Origin of the sequence: Micromonospora sp. CPCC 205546, from assembly GCF_036902715.1 — a bacterium.
Taxonomy (GTDB): Bacteria; Actinomycetota; Actinomycetes; order Mycobacteriales; family Micromonosporaceae; genus Micromonospora.
This window is the reverse complement of the sequence record NZ_JBAKHL010000033.1, coordinates 44,050-70,467: the sequence shown is the minus strand read 5'-3', so window position 1 is coordinate 70,467 and position 26,418 is coordinate 44,050. Positions and strand designations below refer to the sequence as shown.

Annotated in this window: 21 protein-coding genes; 9 read left to right on the top strand and 12 right to left on the bottom strand. The window is 72.2% G+C overall.

The features are described from left to right. A partial coding sequence (locus tag V6U77_RS17115; protein WP_334607326.1) for an alpha/beta hydrolase occupies nt 1-948 on the top strand: 948 nt, incomplete at its 5' end. Nucleotides 949-1,187: 239 nt separating this feature from the next. Then, nucleotides 1,188-2,651, top strand: coding sequence for an FG-GAP-like repeat-containing protein (locus V6U77_RS17110; protein WP_442934450.1), 1,464 nt, complete (start codon nt 1,188-1,190; stop codon nt 2,649-2,651). A 181-nt stretch (nt 2,652-2,832) separates the two neighbouring features. Here V6U77_RS17110 and V6U77_RS17105 read toward each other — a convergent pair whose 3' ends face one another. The 4 genes from V6U77_RS17105 to V6U77_RS17090 form a co-directional block, all read right to left on the bottom strand. Continuing rightward, nucleotides 2,833-4,209, bottom strand: a complete 1,377-nt coding sequence (locus tag V6U77_RS17105) for an FAD-dependent oxidoreductase (protein ID WP_334607325.1) — start codon at nt 4,207-4,209, stop codon at nt 2,833-2,835. 155 nt (nt 4,210-4,364) lie between these two features. After that, the gene (locus V6U77_RS17100) at nt 4,365-5,690 is read right to left on the bottom strand and encodes a flavin monoamine oxidase family protein (RefSeq protein ID WP_334607324.1); all 1,326 of its coding nucleotides are present in this window, start codon (nt 5,688-5,690) and stop codon (nt 4,365-4,367) included. A 323-nt stretch (nt 5,691-6,013) separates the two neighbouring features. After that, the gene (locus V6U77_RS17095) at nt 6,014-6,835 is read right to left on the bottom strand and encodes a TIGR02452 family protein (RefSeq protein ID WP_334607323.1); all 822 of its coding nucleotides are present in this window, start codon (nt 6,833-6,835) and stop codon (nt 6,014-6,016) included. Between the two features lie 176 nt (nt 6,836-7,011). Next, nucleotides 7,012-8,235 (bottom strand): multidrug effflux MFS transporter, encoded by a 1,224-nt coding sequence (locus tag V6U77_RS17090; protein ID WP_334607329.1) that lies wholly within the window; start codon nt 8,233-8,235, stop codon nt 7,012-7,014. Between the two features lie 302 nt (nt 8,236-8,537). Between V6U77_RS17090 and V6U77_RS17085 the strand changes: the two genes are divergently transcribed. Together V6U77_RS17085 and V6U77_RS17080 are read left to right on the top strand one after the other, a co-directional pair. Then, on the top strand, nt 8,538-8,945 hold the full coding sequence (locus V6U77_RS17085; RefSeq protein ID WP_334607322.1) for an MmcQ/YjbR family DNA-binding protein: 408 nt from the start codon (nt 8,538-8,540) through the stop codon (nt 8,943-8,945). A 234-nt stretch (nt 8,946-9,179) separates the two neighbouring features. Beyond that, nucleotides 9,180-14,639, top strand: a complete 5,460-nt coding sequence (locus tag V6U77_RS17080; RefSeq protein WP_334607321.1) for an ATP-binding protein — start codon at nt 9,180-9,182, stop codon at nt 14,637-14,639. 95 nt (nt 14,640-14,734) lie between these two features. Here V6U77_RS17080 and V6U77_RS17075 read toward each other — a convergent pair whose 3' ends face one another. The 4 genes from V6U77_RS17075 to V6U77_RS17060 all read right to left on the bottom strand — a co-directional run bounded on the left by V6U77_RS17075 (nt 14,735) and on the right by V6U77_RS17060 (nt 19,444). Beyond that, on the bottom strand, nt 14,735-16,096 hold the full coding sequence (locus V6U77_RS17075; RefSeq protein WP_334607320.1) for an outer membrane protein assembly factor BamB family protein: 1,362 nt from the start codon (nt 16,094-16,096) through the stop codon (nt 14,735-14,737). Between the two features lie 125 nt (nt 16,097-16,221). After that, entirely contained in the window at nt 16,222-17,631 is a 1,410-nt protein-coding gene (locus V6U77_RS17070; protein WP_334607319.1) for an ABC transporter substrate-binding protein, read from the bottom strand. Between the two features lie 20 nt (nt 17,632-17,651). Further along, nucleotides 17,652-18,482 (bottom strand): carbohydrate ABC transporter permease, encoded by an 831-nt coding sequence (locus V6U77_RS17065; protein ID WP_334607318.1) that lies wholly within the window; start codon nt 18,480-18,482, stop codon nt 17,652-17,654. Further along, the gene (locus tag V6U77_RS17060) at nt 18,479-19,444 is read right to left on the bottom strand and encodes a carbohydrate ABC transporter permease (protein ID WP_334607317.1); all 966 of its coding nucleotides are present in this window, start codon (nt 19,442-19,444) and stop codon (nt 18,479-18,481) included. The genes V6U77_RS17065 and V6U77_RS17060 overlap by 4 nt, the downstream gene beginning before the upstream one ends. A gap of 294 nt (nt 19,445-19,738) precedes the next feature. Between V6U77_RS17060 and V6U77_RS17055 the strand changes: the two genes are divergently transcribed. From V6U77_RS17055 to V6U77_RS17045, 3 genes are all read left to right on the top strand, one after another. Continuing rightward, on the top strand, nt 19,739-20,488 hold the full coding sequence (locus tag V6U77_RS17055; RefSeq protein ID WP_334607316.1) for a hypothetical protein: 750 nt from the start codon (nt 19,739-19,741) through the stop codon (nt 20,486-20,488). 101 nt (nt 20,489-20,589) lie between these two features. Further along, on the top strand, nt 20,590-21,447 hold the full coding sequence (locus tag V6U77_RS17050) for an SDR family NAD(P)-dependent oxidoreductase (RefSeq protein ID WP_334607315.1): 858 nt from the start codon (nt 20,590-20,592) through the stop codon (nt 21,445-21,447). Continuing rightward, the gene (locus tag V6U77_RS17045; RefSeq protein WP_334607314.1) at nt 21,444-21,986 is read left to right on the top strand and encodes a carboxymuconolactone decarboxylase family protein; all 543 of its coding nucleotides are present in this window, start codon (nt 21,444-21,446) and stop codon (nt 21,984-21,986) included. Before V6U77_RS17050 ends, V6U77_RS17045 begins: the two co-directional genes overlap by 4 nt. Before the next feature lie 77 nt (nt 21,987-22,063). Here V6U77_RS17045 and V6U77_RS17040 read toward each other — a convergent pair whose 3' ends face one another. From V6U77_RS17040 to V6U77_RS17025, 4 genes are all read right to left on the bottom strand, one after another. Beyond that, a complete protein-coding gene (locus V6U77_RS17040; RefSeq protein WP_334607313.1) occupies nt 22,064-22,753 on the bottom strand; it encodes a hypothetical protein in 690 nt (229 codons plus the stop codon). 724 nt (nt 22,754-23,477) lie between these two features. Continuing rightward, nucleotides 23,478-24,137 (bottom strand): hypothetical protein, encoded by a 660-nt coding sequence (locus V6U77_RS17035; protein ID WP_334607312.1) that lies wholly within the window; start codon nt 24,135-24,137, stop codon nt 23,478-23,480. Next, nucleotides 24,134-24,514: a PadR family transcriptional regulator gene (locus tag V6U77_RS17030; protein ID WP_334607311.1), complete on the bottom strand. Its 381-nt coding sequence runs from the start codon at nt 24,512-24,514 to the stop codon at nt 24,134-24,136. The genes V6U77_RS17035 and V6U77_RS17030 overlap by 4 nt, the downstream gene beginning before the upstream one ends. A gap of 33 nt (nt 24,515-24,547) precedes the next feature. Beyond that, on the bottom strand, nt 24,548-24,703 hold the full coding sequence (locus V6U77_RS17025) for a hypothetical protein (RefSeq protein WP_334607310.1): 156 nt from the start codon (nt 24,701-24,703) through the stop codon (nt 24,548-24,550). A gap of 135 nt (nt 24,704-24,838) precedes the next feature. Here V6U77_RS17025 and V6U77_RS17020 point away from each other — a divergent pair, with 135 nt between their 5' ends. Beyond that, on the top strand, nt 24,839-25,594 hold the full coding sequence (locus V6U77_RS17020) for a formylglycine-generating enzyme family protein (protein ID WP_334607309.1): 756 nt from the start codon (nt 24,839-24,841) through the stop codon (nt 25,592-25,594). Between the two features lie 182 nt (nt 25,595-25,776). Further along, nucleotides 25,777-26,172, top strand: a complete 396-nt coding sequence (locus V6U77_RS17015) for a HEAT repeat domain-containing protein (protein WP_334607308.1) — start codon at nt 25,777-25,779, stop codon at nt 26,170-26,172. Nucleotides 26,173-26,418: the final 246 nt, after the last annotated feature.

Genomic DNA, 26,418 nt, shown 5'->3' with positions numbered 1-26,418 from the left:
CTCCTGACCGGCGCCGCGGGCGTCGCCGCGGCCGGCGCGCTGGCCGGCACGTTCGCCGCCGCGGGGCCGGCCGCCGCCGCCCGCGACGGCCACGGCCTGCGCATCGTCAAGCACGAGAACTACGGCCGGCTGCAGTACTACCGGTTCGCCACCGACGCCATCGAGTGGGACCCGGCGGTCAACGTCCTGCTCCCCGACGGCTACCACACCAGCGGCAAGCGCTACCCGGTGCTGTACCTGCTGCACGGCGGCGGATCGGACTTCCGGGAGTTCCACCTGCACCACAACATCATCAACCTGACCGCCGGCAGGGAACTCATCGTCGTCATGCCTGACGCCTCCACCGGGTGGTACTCGAACCCGGTCAGCAGCAACACCGGGCCCCGCAACTGGGAGACGTTCCACATGGCACAGCTGCTGCCGTGGATCGACTCGAACTTCCGCACGTTCGCCGAGTACGACGGCCGCGCCGTGGCCGGCTTCTCGATGGGCGGGTTCGGCGCCCTCAAGTACACCGCCAAGTACTACGGGCACTTCTGCTCGGTCAGCTCCCACTCCGGCCCGGCCAGCCTGCGCCGCGACTTCGGGCTCGTCGTGCACTGGGCCAACGCGACCTCCGCCGCCATGGACCTCGGCGGCGGCACGGTCTACGGCGCGCCGCTGTGGGACGAGGCGAGGGTCAGCGCCGACAACCCGATCCAGCGCATCGAGAGCTACCGCCACAAGCGCGTCTTCCTGGTCGCCGGCACCTCACCGGACCCGGTCAACTGGTTCGACACCGTGAACGAGAACCAGGTGCTCGCCGGTCAGCGGGAGTTCCGGGCGGCCCTGGGGCGGGCCGGCATCCCGCACGAGTGGCGGGAGGAGCCCGGCGGTCACTTCCTCCGGCAGCACATCTTCGCCCAGGACCTCAACGGGATGCTGGCACGCCTGCGTCGCGCCGGCTGATTCCCGGCCGCCGACGCGCCGCCGTCGCACGCACGGCGGCGCGTCGGCGGTCCGGTCCGCCCCACTGCTGCCGGGTCGCCGCATCCCGGCCCGGCAGCCGTTCCTTCCGCGCGCGAGCCCTCACCCGGGGCCCTGACGGTGCGCGCCCCACCCGTCCGACTCTTCCCTGACCGGAGTCACCCATGTCACGGCATTCGAGGAGCAGGGTGCGTCGCATCCTGGTCTCCCTGCTCACCCTGGTGGTCGGCGTAACGACCGGGGCGGTGGCCACCTCGTCGCCCGCGCTCGCCGCGCCCAACTTCAAGGCCCCGTTCCCGTGCGGCCAGCGGTGGACGTACGGGCACCACAGCGCCGAGGTCCGGCTGGCCCTGGACTTCGTACGGGCCGACGGAGGATCCACCGCCGGCACGCCGCAGCTCGCCTCCGCCGCCGGTGTCGCCCGCCGGTACTCGCAGCCCAGCGGCGCCGGCAACTACATCGTCATCGACCACGGCGGCGGTTGGACCACCTACTACTTCCACCTCAGCTCCTACTCCGTGCCCGACGGGGCGTACGTGCAGCAGGGCCAGCAGATCGGCACCACGGGCAGCACCGGCAACTCGTCCGGCGCGCACATCCACTACGAGCAGCTCTACAACGGCGTCGGGCAGACGATCGTGATCAACGGGACGTCACTGGCGCCGTATCCCGGCCAGTACCACCAGAAGTACCTGGTCAGCGACAACTGCGGCCCGTCCCCGTCGGGTGGTCGTTATCTGGCGGGGTCGCCGACTGACTTCACCGGCGACGGCAAGGACGACATCGTCGCCTTCACCCAGGGCAACCTCAACGACGTCTACGTCTCCACCTCCACCGGCACCACCTTCGCCGGCACCTCCATCAAATGGAACGACTTCTTCGGCCTCAACGGCGAAACACTGCTCACCGGAGACTTCAACGGCGACAACCGCGACGACATCGTCGCCTTCACCCACGGCACCCTCGCCGACGTCTACGTCTCCACCTCCACCGGCACCGGCTTCAACCCCAGCACCAAATGGCACGACTGGTTCGCCCCCCACAACGAAGTCGCCGCCGTCGGCGACGTCAACGGCGACGGCAAAGACGACATCATCACCTTCACCCACGACACCAACGCCGACGTCTACGTCGCCCTCTCCACCGGCTCGTCGTTCACCGGCACCGCCATCAAATGGCACGAATACTTCTCCATCCCCGGCGAACACCCCGCCCTCGGCGACGTCAACGGCGACGGCCGCGACGACATCATCACCTTCACCCAAGGCCCCAACACCGCCGCCGACGTCATCATCGCCCTCTCCACCGGCACCGGATTCGGCCCACCCCAGAAATGGCACGACCTCTTCGCGGTCGGCAACGAAAAACCCCGCATCGGCGACATCAACGGCGACGGCAAAGACGACATCGTCACCTTCACCTGCGACACCAACGCCGACGTCTACGCCGCCACCTCCACCGGCACATCATTCGCCGGCACCACCATCAAATGGCACGACTTCTTCTGCCTCGGCGGCGAATTCCCCTACCTCGCCGACGCCAACGGCGACGGCAAAGACGACATCATCGTCTTCACCAAGAACACCACCAACGACGTCTACGTAGCCCTCTCCACCGGCACCACCTTCAACCCCAGCACCAAATGGCACGACTACTTCGGACTCAACGGCGAAACCACCCTCTGACCGGAGGACCGGGCGCGGCGCCGCCGGCATCCGGCGGTCGTGAACGGAATCGAGGGCCCCGCTCCCCACCGGGAAGGAGTGGGGCCCTCCATCCGTGGCGCACGGCGCGAGGGGACGGCGCACGGCGCGAGGGGACGGCGCACGGCGCGAGGGGACGGGCCAGCCGAGGCGAGCGGACCGGTCAGCGGGCTCGCCGGTTGGCGCGCAACGCGCCCAGGATCACCCCGGGAGCGGCCAGCGAACGCGGGTGCGCGCGCAGGGAGACGACGTCGTTGAAGCGCCGCGCGGTCGGCACGTCCGTGACGGTCGCCGTGACGACCTGCCTGCTGACCCAGCGGGAGAGGCGGTAGCCGCGCGGATAGGGCCCGTGCACGTGCGGCAGCGCCAGGTCGGCGGAGGTCGACATGGACCAGGCGACGTCCACCACGACCTTCTGCAGGGCGAAGAACCGGCGCGCGGGCTCGCCCGGGTCGGGGCGGGACCGCAGGTACGTCGACAGGCAGGCCGCGTGCAGGGCCGCCGCCGTCATCCCCTGCCCGTACACCGGGTTGAACGACGCGACCGCGTCACCGACGCTGACCAGCCCGGCCGGAAACCGCCTCAGCGCGTGGAAGTCCCGCCGCCGGCTGTCGGCGTGGCGGTAGGTCCGGACGTCGCCGAGCATCTCGTTCGCGGCGAGTTCGCCGAACTCCGGTGGGAACTGCTCGCGCAGCCGGCGTACGAAGTCCTCGGCGGTGCGCCCCGGCCGGTTGTCGCCGTAGCCGGCCATCATGGCCATCCACCGGCCGTCCTCGACGGCGAAGAAGGCGGCGCCGGCCACGTCCGTGGAGACCCCGGGGGTGTGCAGCGCCATGACCACCGTGGTCGGCGGGTCCGTCTCCGGGCGACGGAACAGGGCGGTCGCGTAGTTGAGGTCCACGGTCATCCGCCGCAGGACCGGTCGCTCCCAGCCGGCCTGCTCCAACCACTCGGAGAGCCTGCTCGATCGCCCCATGGCGTCCACCACCAGGTCACCCGACTCGACGCCCGCCGCCCCGCCGGCCCCGCAACGCACCCCGGTTACGGCGGCGCCGTCGAAGACCAGGCCCGTGGCGCGGGCGGTGAGCGTCTTGACGTTGGGCAGCCGCAGCACCCGCTGGCGGATCAGCTCCTCCAACAGGGGTCGGGTGCCCGCCAGGCTGTCGGCGTCGTCGGGCACGACGACCTTCAGGCGCCCGTCGAGGTAGCTGCGCCTGGCCGCCGGCGGCGCCTCGACCGCCCCCCGGGCCACGGCCTGCTCGCGGAAGCCGGGGAACAGCTGCTCGAGCTGGAGGAAGCCGCCGGGCAGCAGCGCGTGCAGTTGCGTCCCCTGTGGCACGCCCGGCCGCCCGCCGCTCGCGGGTGGATCGTCCCGGTCGATGATGACGACGCTCTCGGCGTAGTCGGACAACACGCGGGCCGCCAGCAACCCGGCGACGCTGCCACCGAGCACGACGGCCCGGCCGATGACGGCGGACGCCTGCTCGGGTGGCCGCACCGCGTGCAGCGCGGCCAGGACCCGCGCCGGGGACAGGGACATGATGCGCTCCAAGGGGGTACGAGGGGGCCTTCCCGCCTGCCTGCCAGGGACCGGTGCGCGGGCGGACCGGCGGGACGCACCGGTCGGCCACGACGCCCGACGATCGTTGCACGACGGCCGGGCGTTCCCGGGCAGGTGGCGAGGCGGCCGGCGCGTCAGTCGCGCGGCCGGGCCAGGATCTCCGCCGCCGCCCGCTCGCCGGCCTGGATCGCCCCGTCGAGGTAGCCCGCCCACCGGGTGGCGGTCTCCGTGCCGGCCCAGTGCACCCGCCCCACCGGTCGGCGCAGCTCCGGCCCGTACCCGCACCAGGAGCCGGGGGTCGGTGCGCCGCAGAAGCAACCCCGCGTCCACTCGTCGGCCGACCAGTCGTACTCGACGAACTCCTCGGGTCGCCGGGCGGCCGGTCCGGCGACGGTGGCCATGGCGTCGAGCAGGCTCGCCCTGCGCTCCCGCGGCGACATCCGCCGCAGGGCGTTCGCCTCGGGGCCGTAGCCGAAGGCGGTCAGCACGCCGCGCGGGGAGTCCGGGGTGCTGTTGTCCACCGTCTCGGTGACCGGCCCGGCGAGGCAGAAGGCGACGCCGGACCGGCCGTCGGCGCGCCAGAACGGCTCCGGGTAGACCGCGTGGACCTTGATCGCCGAGCCCATCGGCATCCGCTGGGTGAGCGCGTCCCGCAGAGGCGGCAGGGGCGGGTCGTACCGGATGCGTCCGGCCAGGGTCGGCGGCACGGCGACCACCACCGCGTCCGCCTCGACGCGGTCGGTGCCGGTGTGCACGACCACGCCGGCGCGGTCCTGCCCGATGGCGTGCGCCGGCGCGGACAGCCGCACCGCGTCCGGGCCGAGGGCGGCGGCCAGCGCCTCGGCCAGGACCGGCGGGCCGCCCACGATCCGGTCCTGCTGCGCGCCCCCGGCCATCGCGAGCAACGCCCGGCTGCCGCCGCCGGAGCGCAGGTAGAACGCCATCTGGAGCAGGGAGATCTCGTCCGCTCCGGCGGCCAGCAGCCCGCCCGCGAGCAGCCGCCCGAGGTAGCGGGCGGTCGTCGGGTCCGGCGCGGCCGTGCGCAGCCAGCCGGCCAGCGTAGTGCGGTCCCACTCGGCGGCCTCGGCCGCCGCCCACGGCGCGGCCGGATCGACCCGCTCGGCGTACGCGTCGAGCAGGTCGAGGACCCTCGCGGCGGTCTCGAGCGCTTCCGCGTGCCGGCCGTCGGGCAGGAGCACGGACGACGGACCGTGCGCGGCGGACCGGAAGGTGGCGATCCCGTAGCGGGCGAGCAGCCCGTTGACGCGGTCCTGGGTGGGGCCGACCCACTGGGCGCCCAGGTCGAGCTGGGTGCCGTCGGCCAGCCACCGGGTGAGGACCCGCCCGCCCACCCGGTCGCGCGCCTCCAGCACCCGCGTCCGCGCGCCGGCGCGGGCGAGCGTGAGCGCGGCCGCCAGCCCGGAGAAGCCCGCGCCGACCACGACGACATCGGTTCCCACGCGGCGGCATACCCGTTTGCGGCGCCGCCATGACCCGGCGGCTCGCCTCGACGCTGGCCAGCCCCGCGGGGCTGCGCGGTCGGCCCGCGAGGGCCATCCCGGGTCACCGCGGCCGCCGCCCCGCCCGCGCGGGTGTGGCCGCAGGGTCGGAAGACCGTGACGGACACGAAGGAGGATGCCGTGCGCTACGTCGACGGCCCGGCGGTCGAATGCGACCTCCACCTGGCGGCCGATCCCGCCCGGTGCCATCCCGGGCTGGGCGTGTGGCGCACGATCGCACACGTCGTGCGGTACGACGAACCCATGCGTCGGGCCCGCACCGCTCAGCCGTCACCAGCCGGCGCGCCGCCGCCGAGACGCTGCACGAACGCGCGGTACACGGGGGTGCCCGGCAGGTTGTCGCGGATGGCGAACACCACCCGGTCGAACCTGTCGACCGCCCGCAGCGCGTCGGCGAAGGCACCCGCCACCGTGGCGGGGTCGTTGCGGAACACCCCGCACCCCCAGGCGCCCAGCACGATCGTGCGATGCCCGTGCGCGGCGGCCACCTCGAGGACCCGCCGCGCACGGCGCAGCAGCACCGCCGGCACGTCGGCGGCGTACGCGGGCTGGTTGCGCACGATCGCGCCGAGATTCGGCGCCGCGGCCGTCAGGAACGACGTCGGGTACGGCACGTCGAGCAGGCCGCCCTTGTCGTCGCGGAACACCGGCACGCGCGGGGAGTAGATGACCCGGTCGCTGTATCGCAGGTCGCCCTGGCTGCGGTGGAACGCGTAGAAGTCGGGCGCGGCGAGCAGGCACGGATAGAGCGCGGACGATCGCGCGACGCTCTCCTCCTGCGCCTTCGCGCCGCCGAGGAACCCGCCGCCGGGATTCTTGGCCGACGCGAACACCAGGCACGCCGCGTCCGGGCCGAGCCGGCGGGCCGCCTGCAACGTCGACTCGTGCGCCACCTCGACGGTGCCGGCGCCGGCCCGGGTGTCGTCGACCGTGAGCGTCTCGTCGGAGAGGTGGTGGCGGGTGCCGGCGACCGCGGCCCGTACCTGCGGGCCGACGACGACGTCGTCGCCGGCGGCGTTGCGGTACCGGCCCGACTCGGCGATCGCCACCGTCTGTCGGGCGATCTCGCGAAGGCGGCCGCTCACCGGTACACCCGGCGCATTCGCCGGCAGGGGGTATGCACAGCCAGCAGGCTAGGACGCCACCGTGGCGCCGACAACCGCTTTCCGCGCCTCCGGTCGCCAGGCCGGGATGCCCCGGCCGTCGCGAGGCCGGGTGCCCGGGTCGACCCCGCCCCACCGCGCCGGACCCCGGCTCGGTCTCAGTGCGCTGCCAGGACCACCGCGTCCGGTTCGAGGTCGGCGAGCCGGGACGGCCGTACGACGAGGAGCAGGACCGCCGTCGCCGCCAGCATGCCCCCCGCGACGACGACGGACATGGCGACCGCGCCGGTGCCCAGTACGCCCACCAGGGGCGCGGCCAGCGCACCGACCCCGAACTGCACGGCGCCCAGCAGCGCGGAGGCCGTGCCGGCCGCCTCCCCGTGGCGGGACAGGGCCAGGGCCGGTGCGTTCGGCATCGCGAGGCCCGCCGCCGCGAGCACCACCCACAACGACACCAGCAGGCTCGGCAGCCCGCCGAGCCCGGTCACGGCGAAGGCCAGCAGTGCCAGGCCGGCCACGCTCCCCGCGGCCAGGGCGACGACGAGGATCCGCTGGGGCGAGTGGCGGCGCAGCAGCCGCACGTTGAACTGGGTCGCCGCGATCAGCCCGACGGCGCCCGCTCCGAAGGCCAGCCCGAACTCCTGCTCGTCCAGGCCGTACTGCTCCTGCAGCACGAACGACGACCCGGCGACGTACGCGAACAACGCCGCCATGGCCAGCCCGGCGACCAGGACCAGGCCCACGAACGTGCGGTCGCGCAGCAGCGAGCCGTACACGCCCAATGTCGCGACCACCCCGCCGCGCCGACGCCGGTCGGCGGGCAGCGTCTCGCGGAGGCCGAGCGCGGCGACGACCACGAGCAGCACGCCGAAGGCGGCCAGCGCCACGAACACGCCGCGCCAGTCCGTCCAGCGCAGCAGCCCGCCGCCGAGGGTCGGCGCGAGGATCGGCGCCGCCCCCATGACCAGCAGCAGCCGGGAGAGCAGCTTGGCGAAGGCCGCGCCGTCGAACAGGTCACGGACCACGGCCATCGCGACCACCGAGGCCGCGGCGACGCCGAGGCCCTGCACCACCCGCAACGCGCCGAGGATCGCGATGCTCGGCGCGACGACGCAGAGCAGCGACGCCACGACGTGCAGCGCGAGGCCCGCGATCAGCGGCGCACGCCGGCCGACGGCGTCGGACAACGGGCCGATCAGCAACTGGCCGAGGGCGAGGCCCGCCAGCGTGCCGGTGAGGGTCAGTTGGACCGCCGCCGACGTGGTCTCGAAGTCGTCGACGATCGCGGGAAGCGCGGGCAGGTACATGTCGATGGTCAGCGGACCCACCGCGATCAGCGAGCCGAGGACGAGGACGAGCCGCAGGCGTTGCCGGGGGCTCATCAGGTCGCCCGGTGTCAGCGGGGCCGCCGGTCCCCGAGTGGCGTCGACGGCGGCCGTCATCGGCTCGCCTCCGACCGGTCGGTGCGCAGCCGGGCTGGGAAGAGTGCAGGAGTCACATCTGGCTGCAAATCCGGATCCGGTGAACTCATTCCCGCCCGGAGGCGAGGTAACGGAGTTCACAGTCGGGCGGCGACGGGCCGAACGGCGCGGGGCGGCCACCCGCTCGGGTGCTGCGGCGGGTCGCGCGCCGCGCAGCGGCTAGTCTGCGCGGGTGCGGGAGACGATGGTACGGAGCGATCCCGATGGCTGACGCCGACGACGTCCGTCACGTGGCACTGGCACTGCCTGACGTGGTCGAGATCGACAGTGAGGGCTTCGACTTCCGGGTGGCCGACAAGGGGTTCGTCTGGTCCTACCCCGAGCGCAGGCCCGGCAGGCCGCGGCTGATCCGGACCGACGTCGCGGTGCTGTACGTCGGCGACGAGGCGGAGAAGCAGGCGTTGCTCCTCGGCGAGCCCGAGGTCTTCTTCACCACGCCCGCGTACGAGGGGCTGCCCCTGGTCATGCTGCGGCTGGCGCAGGTGGACGTCGACCGCCTGACGGAACTCGTCACCGACGCGTGGCGCATGCGTGTCCCGGGTTCCCTCGACGGCGGCGCCGCTGTCGCGGAGGCTCCGGCGCGACACCGGCCGGCACGAACCCGTCGGTAACACCTGAGCAGCGTGGGCGCATCACCCTCCCACCCAGTGGACGGCCGCAACACATGCCGGGAAACGATCAAGGTTGCGGCCGGCGTTTTGGCTGTTCACGGCCGTTACCCTGGGCGTACGCCGATCAGATTCGCACCCCTGACCTTTTGATCCACAGGTGCAAGGGTGGACACTGCCGAAGGCACCGCCGCATCGCGGCGCGCCGCATCATTGGTCTACAGGAAGGCTCGGTCGGTGTTCAGTCGTGTCGCCATCGTCAACCGTGGTGAGGCCGCCATGCGGCTCATCCACGCCGTACGGGACATCGCCGCGGAGACCGGGACACGGATCGAGACCGTCGCCCTGTACACCGACGTCGATCGTACGGCCACCTTCGTCCGCGAGGCGGACGTGTCCTACGAACTCGGTCCCGCGTCGGCGCGCCCGTACCTCGACCTGAAGGTCCTGGAGCGCGCGCTGGTGGAGACCGGGGCCGACGCCGCCTGGGTCGGCTGGGGCTTCGTGGCCGAGGACCCGGCCTTCGCGGAGCTGTGCGAGAGGGTCGGTGTCACCTTCGTCGGACCGAGCCCGGAGGCCATGCGCAAGCTCGGCGACAAGATCGGCGCGAAGCTGATCGCCGAGGAGGTCGGCGTGCCGGTCGCGCCGTGGAGCCGCGGCGCCGTGGAGACCCTGGAGACCGCGCTGACGGCGGCGGCCGGGATCGGCTACCCGCTGATGCTCAAGGCGACCGCGGGTGGCGGGGGTCGCGGCATCCGGGTGATCACGAACGAGGCGGAGCTCGCCGACGCCTACGAGCGCACCAGCCAGGAGGCCGCGCGGGCGTTCGGCAGCGGCGTCGTGTTCCTGGAGCGCCTGGTCACCGGCGCCCGCCACGTCGAGGTCCAGGTCATCGCCGACGGCCAGGGCACCGCGTGGGCGCTCGGGGTCCGCGACTGCTCCGTGCAGCGGCGCAACCAGAAGGTCATCGAGGAGTCGTCGTCGCCGGTGCTCGGCCCCGAGCAGGCGGCCGAGCTGAAGGCCTCGGCGGAACGGCTGGCCGTCGCGGTGGGCTACCGCGGCGCGGCCACCGTCGAGTTCCTCTACCACCCCGGTGACGACATGTTCGCCTTCCTCGAGGTCAACACCCGCCTGCAGGTGGAGCACCCGATCACCGAGTCCACCACCGGGTTCGACCTGGTCAAGGCGCAGCTGCACGTGGCCGCGGGCGGTCGGCTCGAAGGCGCGCCGCCGGTGGAGCGGGGGCACGCCATCGAGGCCCGGTTGAACGCCGAGGACCCCGACCGCGACTTCGCGCCCTCCCCCGGGCGCATCGCGCGCCTCGACCTGCCCGCCGGGCCGGGCATCCGGGTGGACACCGGCGTCAGCGAGGGCGACACCATCCCCGCCGACTTCGACTCCATGATCGCGAAGATCATCGCGTACGGCCGCGACCGCGACGAGGCGCTGGGCAGGCTGCGCCGGGCGATGGCGCAGACCACGGTGATCATCGAGGGCGGCGCGACGAACAAGAGCTTCGTGCTCGACCTGCTCGACCAGCCCGAGGTGATCGACGCCAGCGCGGACACCGGCTGGATCGACCGCGTCCGGGGCGAGGGGAGGCTCGTCTCGCACCGGCACTCCGCCGTCGCGCTGGCGGCCGCCGCCATCGAGGCGTACGAGGAGGAGGAACGCGTCGAGCGGCAGCGGCTGCTGTCGACGGCGTTCGGCGGGCGCCCGCAGGTGCAGCACGAGAGCGGCCGGCCGCTGGACCTCAAGCTGCGTGGCGTCGGCTACCGCGTACGCGTCGCGCGGATCGGCGCGCACCGCTTCCGCGTCGGCATCGAGGCGGGTGGGGTCGTGCGCACCGCCGACGTCGAGCTGGAGCGCTTCGACCGGCACACCGGGCAGATCGTCGTCAACGGCACCCGCTACCGACTGCTCATCGGCACGCACGGGCCGATCCACCTGGTCGAGGTGGACGGCGTGGCGCACCGGGTCAGCCGCGACGAGGGCGGCGTCCTCCGCTCGCCCATGCCCGCGCTGGTCGTCGCCACGCCGCTGCGGGTCGGCGCGGAGGTCGAGGCGGGCGCGCCGGTGCTGGTGCTGGAAAGCATGAAGATGGAGACGGTGCTGCGGGCGCCGTTCCGGGCGCGGCTGAAGGAATGCGTCGTGTCCGTGGGTTCCCAGGTGGAGACCGGCGCCCCGCTGCTGCGGCTGGAGCCGCTCGCCGACGACGGCGAGGCCGGGGAGACCTCGGACGGCGAGTCCGTGGAGCTGGAGCTGCCCGCCGCGCCCGGCGAGATCCCGGCGCGCGAGCGTGCCACGCGCGGTCAGGAGGACCTGCGCAGCCTGCTGCTGGGCTTCGACGTCGACCCGCACGACGAGCGTCGGCTGCTCGACGACTACCTCGCCGCACGCCGGGCGGCCACCGAGGACGGCCGCCGGCCGCTGGCCGAGGAACTCGACCTCATCGACGTGTTCGCCGACCTCACCGAGCTGAGTCGCAACCGGCCGACGGGCGAGGACGGCGGCGTCGGCCACGTGCCCAGCGCCCGCGAGTACTTCCACACCTACCTGCAGTGCCTCGACGTCGAGCGGGCCGCGCTGCCGGAGGGGTTCCAGGCCAAGCTCGCCAAGGCGCTCGGCCACTACGGCGTCACCGACCTGGAGCGCTGCCCCGAGCTCGAAGCGGCCGTGTTCCGGATCTTCCTCGCCCTGCAGCGCGCGTCCGCCGACGCGACGGTCGTCGCCACGCTGCTGCGCGCCTGGCTGCGGGAGCCGCCGCCGGACGAGTCGCTGCGTGAGCCCGCCGGTCTCGCCCTGGAGCGGCTGGTGGCCGCCACGCAGGTGCGCTTCCCGGTGGTCAGCGACCTCGCGCGCGGCGTGGTGTTCGCCTGGTTCGCGCAGCCGCTGCTGCGTCGCAACCGCGCCCGCGTCTACGCCGACGTCCGCAGGCACCTGCGCCACCTGGACGCGCACCCGGAGGCGCCGGACCGCGCCGAGCGCATCGCCGAGATGGTGCGCTCCACCGAGCCGCTGGTGCGGCTGCTCGGCCAGCGGCTCGTGCGCGCCGACCTGGACAACTCGGTCATGCTCGAGGTGCTGACCCGGCGCTACTACGGCAACAAGGGCCTCACCGGCGTCCGTACCAGCGAGGTCGAGGGCTGCACGTTCGTCGTCGCCGAGCGGGCGGACTCGTGCGTGGTCTCCTCGGCGGTGAGCTTCGAGGCGCTGGGCAGCGCGCTGCGCGGCCTCGCGGAGCTGGCGAGCGGCCACGACGCCATCGACGTCGACATCTACCTGGCCTGGGAGGGCCAGCCGGCGGACTTCGACGCGATGGCCGCGGCGCTGCACGAGGTCGTCAACGCGCACCCGCTGCCGAACCAGGTCCGCCGACTCACCACCACCGTCGCGGGTCGCAGCGGCGCGGTGATGCACCACCACTTCACCTTCCGCCCGTCGACCATGGGGATGAGCGAGGAACGGCTGATCCGCGGCCTGCACCCGTACATCGCGCAGCGGATGCAGATGGAGCGGCTGAGCAAGTTCGACCTCACCCGTCTGCCGTCGTCGGACGAGGAGGTCTACCTCTACCAGTGCGTCGCGCGGGAGAACCCGTCGGACGACCGTCTCGTCGCGTTCGCCCAGGTGCGCGACCTGGCCGAGCTGCGCGAGCACGACGGCCGGCTGGTGGCGCTGCCGACGGCCGAGGACGTCCTGGCCACCTGTCTGGACTCGATCCGCCGGGCGCAGTCGCGGCGGCCGTCGAGGAAGCGCTTCAGCACCAACCGGATCGTCGTCTACGTCTGGCCGCCGAGCGACCTCACCCACGCCGAGCTGAAGATGATCGCCCGGCGGGTGCTGCCGACGACCGCGGGCGCCGGGCTGGAGGAGATCCTGTTCATCGCGCGCCAGCGCGACCCGAGGACCGGCGAACTGGTCAAGATCGCCGTACGGATCTCATTCGACGCCACCGGCGGCACCAAGCTGACCGTCGGCGAGCCGTCGGACGAGCCGGTCGAGCCGCTGGACGACTACCGGCAGAAGGTGCTGCGCGCGAGCAGCCGCAACGCCGTGTACCCGTACGAGCTGACCGACCTGCTCGGCACCTTCGTCGAGCACGACCTCGACGACGCGCACGCGCTGGTGCCGGTCGACCGGCCGAAGGGGCGCAACCGGGCGGCGATCGTCGCGGGTGTGGTCACCACGCCGACCCGCCGGCACCCGCAGGGCGTCACCCGGGTCGTGCTGCTCGGCGACCCGACGAAGGCGCTCGGCGCGCTGTCGGAGCCGGAGTGCCGCCGGGTGATCGCCGCGCTGGACCTGGCCGAGCGGATGCAGGTGCCGCTGGAGTGGTACGCGCTGTCCGCGGGCGCCCGGATCTCCATGGAGTCGGGCACGGAGAACATGGACTGGGTGGCGGCGGCGCTCAAGCGCATCGTCGAGTTCACCCAGGACGGCGGTGAGATCAACATCGTGGTCGCGGGCATCACCGTCGGCGCGCAGCCGTACTGGAACGCCGAGGCGACGATGCTCATGCACACCAAGGGCATCCTGGTGATGACGCCCGACTCGGCGATGGTGCTGACCGGCAAGCAGTCGCTCGACTTCTCCGGCGGGGTGTCGGCCGAGGACAACTTCGGCATCGGCGGCTACGACCGGGTGATGGGCCCGAACGGGCAGGCGCAGTACTGGGCGCCGAACCTGGCCGCCGCGCGCGGCGTACTGATGGCGCACTACGAGCACACGTACGTCGCGCCCGGCGAGCAGCGGCCGCGGCGGGCGCGGACGACCGACCCCGTCGACCGCGACATCTCCGCGTTCCCGCACGTCGTGGTGGGCAGCGACTTCAGCACGGTCGGCGAGATCTTCTCCGCCGAGGCCAACCCGGACCGCAAGAAGCCGTTCGACATCCGCACCGTGATGCGGGCGCTGTCCGACCAGGACCGCCCGGTGCTGGAGCGGTGGGCGGGCATGGCCGACGCCGACACCGTCGCCGTGCAGGACGTACACCTCGGTGGCATGCCGGTGTGCCTGATCGGCATCGAGTCGCGGGCGGTGCCGCGGCGCGGCTTCCCGCCCACCGACGGCCCGGACACCTACACCGCGGGCACGCTGTTCCCGCGCTCGTCGAAGAAGGCCGCGCGGGCGATCAACGCGGCCAGCGGCAACCGTCCGCTGGTGGTGCTGGCGAACCTGTCGGGCTTCGACGGCTCGCCGGAGTCGATGCGCAACCTGCAGCTGGAGTACGGCGCCGAGATCGGCCGGGCGATCGTGAACTTCCGCGGTCCCATCGTGTTCTGCGTGATCTCGCGTTACCACGGGGGCGCGTTCGTGGTGTTCTCCAAGGCGCTGAACCCGAACATGACGGTGCTGGCGCTGGAAGGCTCGTTCGCCTCGGTGCTCGGGGGCGCCCCCGCCGCGGCGGTGGTGTTCTCCGGCGACGTCAACGCCCGTACGGCCGCCGACCCGCGGGTGCGGGAGCTGGAGGCCCGCGTCGCGGCCGCCTCCGGCACCGACCGCGCGGCCCTGACGGCGGAGCTCGACGAGCTGCGCTCGACGGTACGCGTGGAGAAGCTGGGCGAGGTGGCCGCCGAGTTCGACCGGGTGCACAACATCCAGCGCGCGGTCGAGGTCGGCTCCGTCGACGCCGTCATCCGCGCGGCGGAGCTGCGCCCGCGCGTCATCGAGGCCATCGAGGCCCGCCTGCGCTGAGGGTTCCACCTCGCAGAGCAGGACGCGCCGTGGTCCCCGGGCTGGCCGGGGACCACGGCGCCGGGCCGCCGCGGCGATCAGGGCGCGGGGCCGGTTCAGAACACGTGCAGGTCCAGGGTGCCCCCGTCCGGTCCCCCGGTGGTCCTGACCGCGACCCAGTCGTCCCCGGCGCCGGCGAGCGATCCGGGGTAACGGCCAAGCTCGCGGCCGGTCGACACGTCGTACACGAGCACGGCGGCTCGGCCGTCCGTCGCGCCGCCGACCACCGCGAGGCGTCCCGTCACGGTCGACGGCCAGTTCGCCGAGGTGCCGGACATCCCCGGGTCCGGCGCGCTCCACCGGGTCGCGCCCGTGGTCATGTCGAGCAGGGCCAGCTCGCCCGCGTCGGCGGTGCGTCGCACCAGCACCGACCGGGCGTCCCCGTCGATCGGCACGCCGGCTGCGGCGCCCTGCCACTGCACCTTGCCGGTGCGCAGGTCGATCAGCTGCGGCCGGCCGGCGGCGCTGACCGCGACGAGTCGGGTGCCGGACCCGATCAGGAACAGTCCGCTGCGGTGGTGCGCCAGTCGCTTGGCGCACTCGCCGTTCTCCCGACGCCCGCTGAAGACCGCGCCTGACCAGCCCTTGGCGCCGGTGGCAGCGTCGACGGTCGCGATGCTGACCGTGCACTGCGAGTCGCCCCGGGGCGGATCGTGGTCGGTGCTGACCAGCAGGTCACCGGCGACGAAGCCGTACCAGGCCCGACTGGGCAACTCCGCGCCCGACCTGCCGGTGGTGGACACGACGGCGGTGTAGGTGCCCACGTTCAGCCGCGCTGCCACGTACCGTCGGGCGGGGGTGGCATGGGGGTTGCGGTTGCCGAGCGCCTCGTCGCTCACCCGGGCGTGCCGGTCGGTGGACAGTTTCCACAGTTGGCGACCGTCGCCGACGTCCCGGGCGATGAGGACGCACTTCGCCGACCGCCCGGTGCCGACGCACTGCCGGTGGTGGACGGCCTGCTGGTGCACGACGACGTCCTCGGTGTCCGTGGCCCGCCAGCGGGTGGCGCCGGTGGCCGCGTCGAGCACCTCCAGGGGCCCTCCGTTGCGGGCGCTGACGACGATCAGGGCGCCGGCGACCGCGTACTGGTAGCTCATCGGGAACGGGCGACGCCACCGGTCGTGTCCCGTGTGCCGGTCCACCGCCCGCAGTTCCCGCCTGTCCGGCACGACGATCACCTGCCCGACCTGGGTCATCGGCTGGTCGAGGCGGTCAGCCCGCACCGACCAGGTCGGCGCGGGGCCCTCCCGCTCGGCGTGGGTCTCACCGCCGCGCAGGCTCTCCTGGGTCACCTCGACCCGCGGCGCAGGCCGCTCCGGCGGCTCCGCCCGGGGCCCGGTGCAGGCGGTGAGCCCGACGGCCAGACCCAGGGCTGCCCCTGCGAGGCTCCGACGGGTCGGGCGGTGCGACGGCGACAACGGTCTCTCCCTCGGTCGGCGGCAGTGCCCACCCTAGGATCCGCCCGCACCCATGCCGTACGAGCGGTAGCGAGGAAGGGCCAGCTCCGGCGGAGCTGGCCCTTCCTCGCTCGGTGCGGCTGCGGTCAGCTGACCGACTTGTTGTAGCTGTCGATGGCGCCCTGCACGCTCGCCGCGGCGTCCTTCATGGCCTGCTCGGCCGGCTTGCTACCGACGATCGCCGCCTCGAGGCCGTCCTCGGACGCCTTGCGGGCCTGCGGCATCACGCCCAGCAGGCAGCCGGCCGACGCGACCGACGGCGGCAGCGCGTGCAGCTGGTCGACGGCGGTGCGGAACTGGGGGAACTTCGCCATCCAGTCCTTGTCGATCTGCTCGTCGAGCGCCTTGGCGTTGATCGGCACGTACCCGGTGCTGGTGTGCCACTTGGCCTGCTCGACCGGGCCGGAGGCGAACTTCACGAACTCCCAGGCGGCCCGCTTCTCCTTGTCGCTGTGGCCGACACCGTTGACCCACAGCGAGGCGCCACCGATGATCGGGCCGCCCGTGGAGGAGGCGCTCACCTTCGGGTACGGGGCGGTGAGCACGGTGAACTTGCCCTTCGCGGCGTCGACGTAGCCACGCAGCACGCTGGTGGACTCCAGGTGCATGGCGACCGTGCCCGACTTGAAGGCGGCCTGGGCGTCGTCGGTCTTGCGGCCGGTGTTCGTCGCGTAGCCGCCCTTCACCAGGTCCGTCCACCACTGCGCGACGCGCACGGCCGTCTCCTGGTCGAACTGCACCTTCGTGGCCAGGCCGCTGCGCCCGTTGCCCTTGTCGCAGTACTCCTTGCCGTCGGTGGCGAGCAGCTGCTCCACCAGCCAGCCGTAGATGGCGGCGTTGAAGCCGTACTGGACGGTCTTGCCGCTGGCGTCCTTGACCGTGAGCTTCTTCGCCAGCTCGCCGATCTCGGTGAGGTCCTTCGGCGGCTTCGTCGGGTCGAGCCCGGCCCGCTCGAAGGCCTCCTTGTTGATGTAGAGCAGGGGCGTCGAGGAGTTGAACGGCATCGACCACAGCTTGCCGTCGACGGAGTAGTAGCTGGCGATGTTCGGCTCGATGTCGCCGGCGTTGAAGCCGTCCTTCTCGATGAACTTGTGCATCGGCACGACCTGCTTCGAGTCGACCATGAAGCGGCTGCCGATGTCGTAGATCTGCACCAGGGCCGGCGTGCTCTTCTGCTGCACCGACGCCTTGTACTTCGCGATCGTCTCGTCGTAGCTTCCCTGGAAGACCGCCTTGACCTCGACCTTGCCGCCGCTCTGGGCGTTGAAGTCCGCCACGAGCCGGTCGACGGCGGTGGCGTTGGCCCCCTTCATCGCGTGCCAGAACTCGATCGTGGTCTTGTCCGTGGCCTTCTCCAGCACCTCGGCGCCGGGCGCGTCGAGCGCGCCGCTGCCGCCGTCGGTGCCGGACCCGGAGTCGCCGCACGCCGTGAGCGCGGCGGCGGCCACGACGGCGACGAACGCCGCCGCGCTACGGCGGAGCCGAGGTCTTCTCATTGGTTCTCCTTCTCGATGGTTCAACGCAGCGCCCCGGCGGTCAGCCCGCGGACGATGTAGCGCTGGCCGAAGATGACGACGGCCAGCGTGGGAAGCAGGGACAGCGCGACGCCGGCGAGGACGAGACCCGGCTGTGCCGCCTCGGCGTCGTTGAGCTGGGAGATGCCGATCTGCAGCGTCTGGAACTCGGTGTCGCGGATCAGGATCAGCGGCCAGAAGTACTGGTTCCACGCCGAGAGGAAGACGTAGACCCCGACCGCCGCGATGGAGGGCTTCGACAGCGGCACGATGACCCGCCACAGCAGCCGCCAGTGGCCGCACCCGTCGATCACGGCGGCGTCGCGCAGCTCGGTCGGGAACTGCAGGAACGCCTGACGCAGCAGGAACGTGCCGAACGCCGAGGCGAGGAAGGGCAACACCAGGCCGAGGTACGTCAGCCCGCCCCGCGTCAGCCCCCAGTCCGAGATGGCCAGGTAGTTGGGGATGATGATCGCTTCCCACGGCACCATGAGGGTGGCGAGGAACAGGCTGAACGTCGCCGCCTTCGCCGGCAGGCGGAGGAACGCGAAGGCGTACGCGGCGAAGATGCTGGTCACCACCTGCGCCACCGTGATGATCCCGGCCTGCACCGCGGAGTTCGCGTAGAAGCGGCCGAGCGGCACCGAGCTGAACACGTCGGTGACGTTCTGCCAGTGCAGCGCGCTCGGCACCAGCGCGGGCGGGTAGGTCGCCAGGTCGCCGGGGCCCATCACGGCGCCGACGAAGCCGTAGTAGACCGGGAAGAGCACGGGGATCGCCGCCAGGCCGAGCACGACGTAGACGGCGACCCGCCCGAGGTTGAGCTTTTTCATCGGTAGTGGACCCGCCGTTCGAGGACGCCGAATTGGACGGCCGTGCAGCCGAGCATGATGACCAGCAGCACGACGGCCTGGGCGCTGGCCGCGCCGAAGTCGGAGGAGCCGAAGGCGAACGCCTTCTCGTAGATCGAGTAGACCAGGGTCGTGGTGGCCTGGTCCGGCCCGCCCTTGGTCAGGATGTGGATCTGCCCGAAGCTCTGCAGGGCGTGGATCGTGGAGACCACGACGAGGAAGAACAGCTGCGGGGAGAGCAGCGGCACGGTGATCCGCGTCGCCAGCCGCCACCCGGTCGCGCCGTCCAGCCGCGCCGCCTCGACCACCTCGGGCGAGATCGCCGAGACCCCGGCGGAGAGCACGAGGATGTTGTAGCCGAAGTTCATCCACACCGTCGCCGCGCAGACGGCGGGCAGCGCGATCGACGGGTCGGTGAGCCAGTTGACCCGGTCGAAGCCGAGGGAGCCGAGCAGGCCGTTCGCCACCCCGATCGCCGGGTTGTAGATGACGGCGAAGATGACCGAGGCGGTCGCCACCGAGAACGCGAACGGCAGCGCGAACGCGGTGCGCAGCGCCCGTACGCCGCGGATGCGCGCCTCCAGCAGCAGCACCACGAACAGCGCGCCCAGCACGGCCGGCACCACCGAGAAGAGCGTGATCAGCGCCGTCGTGGCGAGCACCTTGCCGAACTCACCGGACAGCATGTCCCGGTAGTGCGCCGCGCCCACGTACTCGGACGCGGCGCCGAAGATGTCGTTGCCGTGCACGGAGAGGTAGAGGGTCCGCCCGAGCGGCCAGAACACGAACAGGGCGAAGACCGCCACCGAGGGCAGCAGCATCAGCCACGCGAGACCGGATTCGCTGAAGCGGGCGCGCCGCACCTGTCGGGCGGTGGAGGGCGTGGATTCGGAGGTCAGGGAGCGTTCGCCCGGTGGCGCGCTGACGGTGGAAGGGGGAGGCACCGCAGCACCCTACCAACGGCATCGAGGGATAGACATCATTTGGGGTGCCGTGCCCGTCAGCGCGGGAGCGGCAGCTGCGGATGTGCCGGCACTTGACGCAAACGGGAGGTCAGGGCGTGTTCGAGCCCCTACGGTCGGTTGTCGACAGCGCGTCGCGACCACCGGCCCGAGGAGCCAGATCATGCGGACGATCGTGACCGGTGGGAGGCGAGGGTACGGTGCCCGCTGCCGACGGGACGCATCGCGGGCGCTCCGGCCCGCTCCCGCCGTCGCCGACCCCCACCGCTGTGGTGCGTGACCGTGCCGGCCGGGCACTCCGACGCAGACGGCGACCGCCCCCGGCGTGAGGGCGGACGTGCCGCCCGGGCACGCAACCGTCGACAGGACGGCTCCCGTCTCGACGATCTCACCGACCGGCTCGACAAGCCGATGGGGATCCTCGGCCTCCTGTTCCTGCTACTGGTGCTCGTGCAGGCATTCACCCACGAGAAGCCGCTGAGCACCATCCTCACGATCGCCAGTTGGATCCTGTGGGCCGTGTTCGTGGCGGAGTTCGCCCTGCGCGCCTGGCTGTCCCGCCACCGCGCCCGACAGTTCTGGCGGCGGAACTGGTGGCAGGTGATCTTCCTCGCCGTGCCCTTCCTGCGGTTCGCCCGCGCGGCCATCGCACTTCGCGCCGCCCGGGGAGCCGGAGTGGTCGCCGCCGCCGTGCGCGGCTCCCGCTCGGCGGGCCGACTGCTCACCGACCGGCTGGCCTGGCTCGCCGTCGTGACGGTGACGGTCATCCTGGCCGCCGGGCAGTTGCTGACGCTCACCGGCTCCTACCCGACCCACGGGCGGGCCCTGCACGCTGCCGCGCTCACCACCATCACCGGTGTGCCGCTCGACGCCACCGACACGTTCGCGCAGATCCTCGAACTGGTGCTGGCCGTCTATTCCGTGGTGGTGTTCGGCACCCTCGCCGGCGCCCTCGGGGCGTACTTCCTCAGCCATGGGCGCACCCCCGACGCGCCTGTGCGGCAGAACCCGGAGCCGGAGCGGTGAGCGGCACGGAGCCTTCGGTGGCGCGCATCGGTGCCGACGCCGCCGCGCGGGCAGTTCCGGCCTCGCGCGTCCATCCATCGGGACGTATCTATAATCCCGCCATGAGCGGTGGTTCCCGGTCGCTGGCCGGCAGGCGCGTCCTCGTCACCGGTGGCGCCCGCGGGATCGGCGCCGCGCTGGCCCGTCGGTTGCACCAGCGGGGCGCGAGGGTCGTCGTCGTCGGGTTGGAGCCCGAGCTGCTGGCCGACGTGTCGGCGACGTGCGGCGACGCCCCGTGGAGCAGCTGCGACGTCCGCTCCCGAGCCCAGGTCGACGCCGCGGTCGAGATGGCCGTGGACCGGCTCGGCGGGCTCGACGTCGTCGTGGCCAACGCCGGGATCGCCGCCCAACTGCCGCTGGTCGGCGGCGACCCGGACGTGTTCGAGCGCACGAACGCCGTCAACGTCCTCGGCACCTACTACACCCTGCGCGCCGCCGCCCCGCACCTCAGCCACCCCAACGGCTACGCGCTGGTGATCGCGTCACTCGCCGCGGCGGTGCACGCGCCGCTGCTCGGTGCCTACAGCGCCTCCAAGGCGGCGGTCGAGGCCCTGGGCAACACCCTGCGCGTCGAACTGCGGCCCTCCGGCGCGCGCGCCGGCGTCGCGTACTTCGCCGAGTTGGACACCGACATGACCTCGCGCGGGTTCGGCACCAGGGCCGCGACCGCACTGCTGCACGGCAGCCGGCTGCACCGCGTCGCCTCGTTGGAGGTCGGCGTCGCCGCGTTGGAACGCGGCATCGCCCGCCGGAGCCGGCGGATCGTCGCGCCCGGCTGGGTGTGGCCCGTGCTGCCGCTGCGCATGGCGGTCCAGCCGCTGCTCGACCGCAGGTTCCAACGCGGGCTGGTCGACGCGCTGCGCATCGCACGGACGGAGCGTCCGCCGCTGACCACGCCGCAGCCGGACGGCCAACCGTGACCGCGCCGCGCGTCAGCCCCGGCGGCCGGCGCGACGTCGGTACGTTCGGCTGGCTGTTCAGCCGGGCGGCCGGCCGGGTCACGGGCACCGGCCCACCGAACCTGTTCCTCACCCTCGGCCGTCACCGCCGGCTGTTTCGCGGCTGGCTGCGCTTCGCCCGCCGCCTGATGCCGGGCGGCCTGCTGCCACGCCGGGAGACCGAACTGGTCATCCTGCGGGTCGCGCACCTGTGCGCCTGCCGCTACGAGCACGACCACCACTGGAGGCTCGCCCGGCGGGCCGGCGTCACCGACGCGGAGATCGAGCGCGTCACCGGCGACGACGTCGGCTTCGGGTGGTCCGCCCGCGAGCACGCGGTGCTGGTCGCGGTCGACGGGCTGGTACGCCACCGCGACCTCGGCGACGAGGCGTGGACGGCGCTGCGCGCCCACCTGGACGAGCGCGAGTGCATCGAGCTGTGCATGCTGGTCGGGCACTACGTCATGCTCGCCACGACCATCACGACGCTGCGCATCCAGCCCGATCAACCGTCCGGATAGCGCTCCACCGAGGTCGGGAGGCTAGGGGTGCGTGCTCGTGCGGAGCGGATGCTGGGACGGTTGCGGTGTGCGGCGCGTCAGCATGGCCACGACGTCGGGGGTGGGCCGAATGCGCGACGCCCGGCCCGTACAGCCAGAGTGGCGAGGGCAGCGTTGGCGCCACCACCGATCACCGCGCCGATACCGAACGGTGCTGCTCGACCGAGAACGATGATCCCCTGCTTGCCCCCGTACTTCGTGATGAAGTGTCTCCCCAGGATCTTGTTGATCTGACGTAGTGTCTCGGCGGGCACCTTGGCGACCACCTGACGTCCCCAGTGTTGCCCCGTACGCTCGGCGACCTTGGTGATGGTGGCGGAGCCGGACCCGCCGAGCATGATTCCCATCACGATCGTTCGACGGCGCTCGATCTCGTCGATGGGCACTCCGTGGACTTCGGCGATCGAGAGCGCGAAGAGGGCGCTCAGCTGAAGCGATGAAAGTGCCTCGCCGGCCGACAGCGCCAGCGCGACGCCCGTGCCGACGCCGGGCGCCGCTGCGGCTCCGCCAACCGCAGCACCCGTGCCGGTCAGGGCGCCCACGTACATCCGCTCCAGATTGCGGATCACCTCTGCTGGTGTCGCCTCTGGGTTCCGCTGGCGGGCCCGGGCGATGTTCTTGCGTACCAGTGGGCCCTGGAGGTCGATTGCCTTGTCCAAGAGGTCGAGGACCCGCTGCCCACGTACGGCTGCTTCCGGAACCGGTCCGTCGTGGGCATCCGTCGCCATGCGTTGAGCTCCTTGCGTCGTCACGTCCGAAAATGAGTCCCCGCTCGACCAGCCGAGCGGAGCTTGCGCCAGATCGGCGAACGGTGGACGCCGCACTGGGGGCGACGTCGTCGATTGAGGCGCCTGCGGAATGAGCGGTTCGATCAACGTCCACCTGGTCGCGGTCGATGAGGTTACGCTGTGGCACCTCGCCCCCGCCAGATCTGGAATCCGTCCAGATCGAACGACGATTGCCGCGTGGTCGGGCCACGCCAACCCGCTCTCACCAGCGCGATCTCGGCCGACCACCGCCGCACGGGGCCGTCTACTGATTGGAGCCGCACCACCGGAATGGCGGGTTTCCGACAGTCAGCGAGCGTCAACGACGCAGGCGACGGGAGCGCCCGCCGTCGCGGCCGGCGAGGAGCACGCAGCGCCGGCCACCGGGCAGCCGAACACCGCGGTAGACGCGGTGGCGGAGGCGCTGCTGGCCCTCCTCGGAAACAGGAGTTCCCCCGGATGGTCATTGGCAGCACGGACATGCACCGGCCGACGACCTGCCCCGGCGCTGCGCGGCGGGCAGGCCGGCGACGGCAATGGGAGTGGCTCACGTACCGCCGGGTCATCGGGCTCGGTCCCGGCCGCGGTCGGTGCCGGCCTGGGGTCCGTGTCGAAGTCGCTCCCGGCACTTCTCGTGGGGCCACGCGTAGGTTCGGCTCAGGCTATGGCCGTTGGGCCGGCTGGATCACCGCGCCGCCGTCACAGACCAGTGGCGGGCCAGTGCCGTTGCGGCGAGGAAGGTAGCGAGGACGATCGCCGCCTCGGCCGCGATCGCCGGTGGGGTGAGCGGGTAGTCGAGCGACCAGGCGAATGCGGTCGCAGCGGCGATCGCGGCTGCGACAGCGGGTGGCAGCAGTAGTGTCATCCGCGCCGCGGTGTGTCGGATGTGGGGCGTGTCTCGTAGGGCGATGCGTACGGCGAGGACGGCGCCGGCGACGACAACCGCTGCGATGCCGCCGTAGAAGACACCAGCGGCGAGCCACAACGGCACCCGCACGCTTCGCGGCAGGTCGAATGCCGCCACGAATGCCTGGTGCAGGCTGACGACCACGATGTAGCCCACGACGAGTGAGAGCATCGCGCCCGCGGTCGCGACGCCGAGTACCCGGCCGTACCGCGGCGGGGTGCGCTCCACGCCGGCTTCCTCGGCGATACGCAGGGCGAACCCGGAGGGGTCAGCGTCGAGAAGCTCTGCGGGATCGAGCCCGTCGGCGGCTGCTGCCTCGAGCTCGGCGCGCAGGTCGGCCTTGAGAGACACTCGGTCTCGGCGGTGGATGCCGAGAGCGCGCCACTTGCGGTCTGCGGCGGCGAGGAGGTTGTCAACGGCCGGCGTCGACGTGCTCATGGTCGTTCTCCTGGACTCGGTGGACGGGCGGCGATGGTGGCGTTCACGACGCTGGCGAACTGAATCCACTGCTCGCGCCAAGCGCGCAGCCGATCGTGGCCGGTGTCGGTGAGCCGATAGACCTTGCGGGGTGGGCCGTTGGGGCTGGGCTGCAGCGCGTTGGCGATGAGCCCCGAGCGGTGCAATCGGGTGATCAACGGATAGACGGTGCCGTAGCTCACCGTTCCGAATCCGGCGCTGTCGAGCCGGCGGACGAGTTCGTAGCCGTGCGCCGGCTCGCCGGCAAGCAGCGCAAGCAGGCACATGTCCAGGCAGCCACGCAGTAGCTGGGCCTGCCGCTCGGAAGCGGCATCCGACCCACCTGCTGCAGCTATCATGCGCCACATAATACGGTCGGTACTATGCGTCGTCTAGTAGGTCTTCGTGAGAAGCCGGTTGATGCCGCACTCCACGGCGTGACGTTGCTGGTAGACGTGCTGCTCGGCCCGGCGCCGGTCCGCGTACGCGTACGCGTACGCGACGACGGCACCTGACGGGCTTCGGACGACGAATGCCTTGCGGATCAAGGGGTGCGTTGATCGGGAAGCGAGAAGCGGGGTTCCGGTATCAAGGTGTGCCACTCCAGGACGACCCAAACCAGGAACGCCGCTCGGTGGATCAGACCGCCATAACCAGATTCTCGGCTGCTAGCGTTCGGCGCCATGTGGATCGAGGAGATCGTGGCCGGGCGTCCGGCCTGGCGCCACACGGCGTCAGGTGTGGTGTTCCGGGAGGTGCCGGGCGGCACGTTCCGCATGGGTCTGTCCGAGGCGGAACTGGAGGCCGTACGTGCCATCGAGCGCAGCGGAGGAGCCGAGGACACCCTCGATCCCTTCTTCGCCGCCGCCGCGGACGCCCAGCCCGTACGCGAGGTGCGGGTCGAACCGTTCCTGATCGCCCGACACCCGCTGACGGTCGCGCAGGTCCGGCACTGGCTGCCCGACTACACCGACGACTACGCCGACGAGGACACCACCACGGCCCGCCTCGAGGGCGACCTGGACGACCTGCTCGACGCCCTGCCGTTCCGGCTGCCCAGCGAAGCCGAGTGGGAGTATGCGGCCCGCGCCGGCACCACCACGCTGACGTTCCGCGGTGACGACAAACCCGACGAGGACCAGATCCTCGACGACTTCGGCGACGAGGAGCGCACGGCCGCCGGCGAGAACGCCTTCGGCCTGGCGGCGATGGGCTCGGCCGGCGAGATCTGCGCCGACGTGTGGATCCCCGGCTTCGCGGGCGCGCCAGCGGACGCCCGGCCACGCACCGGCGACGGGCCCCGCACCGTACGCGGCGGCGCCGCCGACCTCTACCCCTGGCAGGGCTGCGACGAGTGGCTGCTGCTGCTCTCCGCCACCCGGTACGAGCACTCCCAGTTCACCGCGGTCCGCCCGGCCGCGCCGTTGCCGTCCCGGTAGGCGACGTCCTGGCTGGTCGACGGAATCGCGGAGAAGACGCGATGGCAGAGGTGCCGCTGGTTCGCCTCGCAGACGGCGGTCTCCCCCCGGCCGGCCGTCGGCAGCGTGGGCAACCAGCGGCCGATGACTCTGGCCACACGCTGTGCGGCCGGAGACGCCTCTGACATCGGTAGCCTGAATCGATGGACTACGAGCGGGCACGCGCGCAAGCTCTGCGCAGTGCCACCGGAAACTTCAGACGCTCCCTGGCCATGATGCGAAGCCGTGATCCGCAGGCGATGGAGGACGGGTTCGGGCTACTGCTGGACATCGCTCGACAGCATGTCCAGGAGTTACTCGATACGTACGGCCAGGAGCCTGACTATCGGACCCGGTTCCTGCTTCTGGAGCTCATCGGAGAGGCCCGGTCCGCTCTGGCGTTCGAGGTGCTGTCGACGGAGCTGTGGAACGAAGACGAGGTGTTCAGCTACCGGGCGGAACGTGGGCTGCGCCTTCTGGACACCAAGGAGGCTCGACGACTGCTGTGGCAGCACCGGAGCAACCAAGCGCGACTGCCAGGATCTGATCCGACGCGCTGATCCGGGTGAACGCCATCGACAGTGGCCTCGCTCCCCGCCTGTCGGCCGTGGTTCGGACGGCCGGCTCGCCGGAGCACTGCCGCGAGCAGGTGCGCCGCCACACTGGGAGCCCGTCGGTGACCCGGCCACCGCAGGTCCGTCGAGCACCCGGCAGCCCAGCCGCCGTGGCCGACACCAGCGACACACCACGCAGCGCCACCGGTTGGTAACGTGACGGCGACACCGACCGGTCGGCGTCGATGCCCT

Coding starts and splice junctions, on each gene's coding strand:
- V6U77_RS17105 (WP_334607325.1), bottom strand. CDS start 4,209: ATGTCCCTGTCCCCGGCGCGGGTCCTGGCCGCGCTGCACGCGGTGCGG.
- V6U77_RS17090 (WP_334607329.1), bottom strand. CDS start 8,235: ATGAGCCCCCGGCAACGCCTGCGGCTCGTCCTCGTCCTCGGCTCGCTG.
- V6U77_RS17085 (WP_334607322.1), top strand. CDS start 8,538: ATGGCTGACGCCGACGACGTCCGTCACGTGGCACTGGCACTGCCTGAC.
- V6U77_RS17070 (WP_334607319.1), bottom strand. CDS start 17,631: ATGAGAAGACCTCGGCTCCGCCGTAGCGCGGCGGCGTTCGTCGCCGTC.
- V6U77_RS17065 (WP_334607318.1), bottom strand. CDS start 18,482: ATGAAAAAGCTCAACCTCGGGCGGGTCGCCGTCTACGTCGTGCTCGGC.
- V6U77_RS17050 (WP_334607315.1), top strand. CDS start 20,590: ATGAGCGGTGGTTCCCGGTCGCTGGCCGGCAGGCGCGTCCTCGTCACC.
- V6U77_RS17040 (WP_334607313.1), bottom strand. CDS start 22,753: ATGGCGACGGATGCCCACGACGGACCGGTTCCGGAAGCAGCCGTACGT.
- V6U77_RS17035 (WP_334607312.1), bottom strand. CDS start 24,137: ATGAGCACGTCGACGCCGGCCGTTGACAACCTCCTCGCCGCCGCAGAC.
- V6U77_RS17030 (WP_334607311.1), bottom strand. CDS start 24,514: ATGATAGCTGCAGCAGGTGGGTCGGATGCCGCTTCCGAGCGGCAGGCC.
- V6U77_RS17020 (WP_334607309.1), top strand. CDS start 24,839: ATGTGGATCGAGGAGATCGTGGCCGGGCGTCCGGCCTGGCGCCACACG.
- V6U77_RS17015 (WP_334607308.1), top strand. CDS start 25,777: ATGGACTACGAGCGGGCACGCGCGCAAGCTCTGCGCAGTGCCACCGGA.